Source organism: Pallidibacillus thermolactis (assembly GCF_025660415.1).
Taxonomy (GTDB): Bacteria; Bacillota; Bacilli; order Bacillales; family Caldibacillaceae; genus Pallidibacillus; species Pallidibacillus thermolactis.
In genome coordinates, this window is record NZ_JAOUSE010000089.1 from 1 (window position 1) to 5,046 (window position 5,046).

4 protein-coding genes are annotated in these 5,046 nt (G+C 34.2%); 2 read left to right on the plus strand and 2 right to left on the minus strand.

The genetic code is table 11. The annotated features are described in order from the left end of the window. Nucleotides 1-865 precede the first annotated feature (865 nt). Both OEV82_RS15820 and OEV82_RS15825 read right to left on the minus strand, forming a co-directional pair. Entirely contained in the window at nucleotides 866-1,432 is a 567-nt protein-coding gene (locus tag OEV82_RS15820; protein WP_263062415.1) for an NADPH-dependent FMN reductase, read from the minus strand. Further along, the gene (locus OEV82_RS15825; protein WP_263062418.1) at nucleotides 1,429-2,502 is read right to left on the minus strand and encodes an LLM class flavin-dependent oxidoreductase; all 1,074 of its coding nucleotides are present in this window, start codon (nucleotides 2,500-2,502) and stop codon (nucleotides 1,429-1,431) included. Before OEV82_RS15825 ends, OEV82_RS15820 begins: the two co-directional genes overlap by 4 nt. 405 nt (nucleotides 2,503-2,907) lie before the next feature. Between OEV82_RS15825 and OEV82_RS15830 the strand changes: the two genes are divergently transcribed. Continuing rightward, entirely contained in the window at nucleotides 2,908-3,264 is a 357-nt protein-coding gene (locus OEV82_RS15830; RefSeq protein ID WP_263062416.1) for a winged helix-turn-helix transcriptional regulator, read from the plus strand. Between the two features lie 365 nt (nucleotides 3,265-3,629). Next, nucleotides 3,630-4,322: an AbgT family transporter gene (locus tag OEV82_RS15835; protein WP_263062417.1), complete on the plus strand. Its 693-nt coding sequence runs from the start codon at nucleotides 3,630-3,632 to the stop codon at nucleotides 4,320-4,322. Nucleotides 4,323-5,046 lie beyond the last annotated feature (724 nt).

The window sequence follows — 5,046 nt, forward strand, 5'->3', positions numbered from 1 at the left end:
GCTGAGATAATTCACTTAAATGGTGATAGTTATCGAATGAAACATAGAACCTCTATTTTTGAATCATCAAAAGTGTAAAAAATAATTTATCAAAAACTGTAACATTTTACTTGACGCTCACACTTAGTCGGCTACTCGTTGGTTTAGATGCATATTCTTATCCCAATTTATAAAACAAAACAATTGCTAATGTTATAAGTAACATGACAATCCATCCATAATCAATAAACTTATTCCCTATCTCTTTATCAAAGTCTTTTTTAGTTAAATAGCTTTCTAAAATAGAAAATCCTGCACCTAGAATAAAAAATGTTAACACCCCTAAACAATCCAAAAATTACAATATTAAAATCACCATACAAAAAATTGTATATCGAGTAAATGGGTACCTCAACAAAAACATAAGCTCACTTCTTTCCTAACACGATTAAACAAGGCTGTGTTAAATAGGATTATATCATAAGTTTCTGAATTATGTGATAAACGCCCTGTAATTCTAATAATCAAGTCAGTCATTGTTACTTCTCTTCTTTGGTGATGGATACAACTAACTTTAACAGAGCCTAATGTAAAATAAATACATCATAATTCGTTAACAGTTTAATTTTTTTAGAAACATTTGTAATACTCTTCTAGGAATAAAAGATTCCCCCTTGCCAAATAAAAATGACGTGGGGGGAAAATGACTAAGTGTTGAAACTGTAAAAAAACTGTTGAATGTTACTAGACGGTTCGTTTTCAATTTATAGAACCGGTAAAACGAAAATTTAGTACGTAAGAATTATGATGAGTTGTTCTAGTTGGGTTTCCCTCTCCATTTGCTTTTGTCCATAACTCTATAACGTGTTTGACGCTACAATGGTCGTTAGAAACCGTACTGTTCCTCTTTTGCCTTCCGAATTTGAGTATAGGTCTCGGTTAATACTACCGTATCTTCTACTAAACGTTGGATTCTGAAGAGAATATCATCATTTACAATTTCCTTACGATAAAAATCTTTTTCTTCTATAAACACATAAGTTTGAACTACTTGTGCCTTCATATAAGATAAGATTGGTTTTAGCTGTTGTTCTACTATCAAATAATGCTTGGGTGATCCAGCTGTCGCAATCATGCTGACAACCTTATCACGAAATGCTTTTTCAGGTAGTAGATCAAAAATATTCTTTAAAGTTGCTGGGATGGATGCTTGAAAAATCGGGGTACCGATGATGATCGCATCTGCATCCATAATGGTTTCAGCCACAAACTTTGTATCGCCTTCATATTCCCTATAGTCGCGACCATCACTAAACTGGACATCATAATCTGCTAAATCAATTAAGGTCACTTCAACCTCAGGATATTGTTCTTGAATTTCTTTTATCGTATAATCCATAGCCGTTCTTGTCTTTGACCCTACTTTTGAACCAGATAGTCCAACGATTTTCATTTTTGTTCCTCCTTACTTTTAGCTGTATATTTCTTAACTGCAGGTAATATTTCATTTCCAATCCATTCAATGTTTTTCATTAACTTATCAAATGGCATACCACCAAGATCTATTTGTGCGATATAACGCTGATGTCCAAACATTTCATATTGATATAGAATTTTTTCGATCACTTGTTGTGGGCTGCCAATATTCATAACGTCACGTGTATCAGCACCTTGAGCAAATTGTTGTTTCGGGTAGCCGCGACCGTTAGTCATCTGCATTCCAAGGTTAATATGAGGATATGCTTCTCTTTGTGCCTGTTGAGTTGTTTCCGCTACATAAAAGAAACCGGCTGTTGAGATTGGGAAATCTTTTGGATTATGACCAGCTTGTTTTAAAGCTTCTCGATAAGCATCAACAGAAATTTTGAATGTTGATGCCGGTCCACCTAAAGCAGCTAAATAGATAGGTACACCTTGAAGCCCAGCTTTAATGGCACTTGCTGGTGGTCCACCAACCGCACGCCAAATCGGCATCCATCCTTCTAATGGGCGTGGAATTACTTTAGCATTTCTTAATGGTGCACGAAATTTTCCATTCCAATTGACAACTTCTTCTTCATTTATTTTTAATAACAGTTCAAATTTTTCTTCAAATAATTCTTCATAATCGCGGAGATTGTAGCCTAATAATTCGAACACACCTACACGTGATGCCCGACCTGCAATGATCTCCGTACGACCATTTGAAATCAAATCAATTGTCGCAAAATCTTCATACACGCGAACTGGATCTGCTGTGCTGACAATGGTTGCTGAACTACCAATTTTTATTTTCTCTGTCGCTTGTGCAATTGCAGCAATTACTACAGAGTGTGCCTGGGTTGTAAAATACTCCTGATGACTTTCACCAACACTGAAGAAATCAATACCGGCCTGCTCCGCTAGTTTTGCAAATTCTATGATCTGATGAATTCTTTCTTGTGCTGAAATACGTTCTCCTGTTGCTGGATTCGGGATATGATCTCCTAATGTATATATTCCAAATTCAAGTCCTTTCCTTTCATCAATTCGATACTTTTCCATTCCCATTTCAATTAACCTTCTTTCATTTTATTTTATCTCATTGCTTTTCTTACGAATTTCAACCACTTTTTTATGAGGAAAAATTCCATGGTTAAGTTGGACAATAAATTTTTAATGGTATAGCGTTTATATTGAAAAAAATTTTTTCTATTATTAGTTGTAAACTACTCACCATCATTGCATCTTTATATTATTCACTTCTTTATAATGAAAAATTTCAATTTGATCCTTCAGGTCGGTCTATTCATTCAGTTCCATACTTGAACAATGAATGTTTCTCTCTTGAAATCCCCCCTTCCAATATCCTGTTCGTAATGCTATTATAATTAGTAATGAAGAAACCGAGAAGTACGTACTTTAAAGTGCTATAGTATACAAAAAGATACTATTGGAAGGTGAGTGCAATTGAATTTTGAACCTGAATTATGTCAAGTTGATGACGCTCTCGATATTATCGTGGGAAAATGGAAACCGATTATTTTATTATATTTATTAAAAAATGGGACAATGCGGTTCAGTGAATTGAAACGCAGTATCCCGGATATCACACAAAAGATGTTAACGAAGCATTTGAGAGAGTTGGAGGAAGAATATATCATTGATCGTGTTGTCTATCCACAAGTGCCTCCAAAAGTTGAGTATTCGATAACGGATTACGGAAGAACTTTAGAACCAATTTTAGTAAGTATGCATGAATGGGGTTTAAAACATCAACAATATAAACAGCAAAAGCAAATGGAAAAAGCATCGACAGCAGAATAGTCGATGCTTTTTTAATTAAGTGAATCCACCGAACCTTTCTAGAAAAAGAACAAGCAGTTCTTGTAATCAAAATGGACAAAGTTACGATAAATATATTCAAAAATCCTTGCCCCTTGGAGGATCAATTGGTGGGTAGTTCCTAAAGCAAACTTTGAATATACATGCATTTTAATACGTTTCTAAGTAATATGTATCCTATTCAAAGCTCATGGTTTTACCCGTTTTCCAAAGGCTCTTCTAAATTTCACTGTCATTTCAACTAGCCATTCTAAAATCCCATTTATCTTTATCTTCAAGATTAACATTCCTTTTTTAAACTGATTTTCAGGATTCGGATTCCAGTATCATCTTTATACTGCATTCTGATGAAATCTTATTATGAATTATTGTTTAGGAAATCAGGAACAAGTAGGGTTTACACCAGACATAAAGCAGCATTTGCAATTCTGGTCATCGCACTAATTACATTAGCAATTGGAGTAATAAAATTTGGTTGGTATCTCACTGAGATCTCGGGACTATTCATACTCATGGGGATAGCTATTGGTTTAATTTCAAAGATGTCCTTTAGTAAAATGGCTGAATCTTTTATTAACGGCTGCCAAGTACTCGTACTAGGGGCACTTGTTGTTGGAGTTGCCTACGGTATTTTAGTGATCCTCCAAGAAGGAAATATCATGGATACGATTTTATACTCTCTTGCAAGTGCAGTCGGCTCTTTACCATCAGAGTTATCAGCAATTGGAATGTATATCGTTCAATGCTTGATCAATTACATTGTTCCATCGGGAAGCGGACAAGCTGCTTTAACAATGCCCATTATGACACCGCTATCCGATTTGGTACATGTGACTAGACAGACAACGGTTTTAGCCTTTCAGTTTGGGGATGGAATTTCCAATATCTTTACCCCGATCTCAGGGTATTTCATGGCCGGCTTAGCATTGGCAGGTATATCGTGGATTAAATGGGTAAGATGGATTTGGCCGCTGATCATTATTCAGTATGTTCTTGGCGCAATGTTTATATTAATAGCCCATATAATCGGTTATCAGTAATTTATATAAGAAAGTTAAGTTTGAAATTAAGATATGGCAAAAACAAGAATTAAATTCAAGAAGTCATGGAACAACTTAGTTAAATCTCAATAGAAAATCTTATTAAACTAGAACTAACTATGGACAAAACCGGGGTAGGCTTTTATTTCAATAAACGATTTTTCATCTTAAAAACTTTGGCATTGAGAGTCTTTATGATTCATTGTTTATTTTTTGTTTTTATATTCGTCTTTGGGTAAAAAATCGCTAATCATCTAGTATTCATTTCTCATTCGACATCAAACTCAACATTAAATTTTTTAAATAAAAAAGGACAATCCTTAATTCATGGGGATTATCCTTTAAATCAACATTTTGTGTTTTTACTTAAACAAAAAGAAATTTAAATAAAACAAACAATCCAATAGTATAAAGTAGCTGGGCTGTAACAAAGCGTATATACCCTTTGTTCAGGACAGATGCTGCTGTGCTGCAATAATAAGGAATGTTAATAAGGAATGAAACAACGAATCTGTATCAGGCTTTTTAATGGTACATCTGTCTTTTATTTTATAATGAATCACCAAATATACCACATGAATTAAAAGATAGGGGAGAATTATTGGTAACGTCAAGAATTTTGTGTAAGGTTCTATAGAGTATCCTCAGATTATGCTTTATTTGATAATAAATTCATTTATCTGTTTCCCACTAGAAGACTGAATATTCAGTCTCCTAGTGGGAA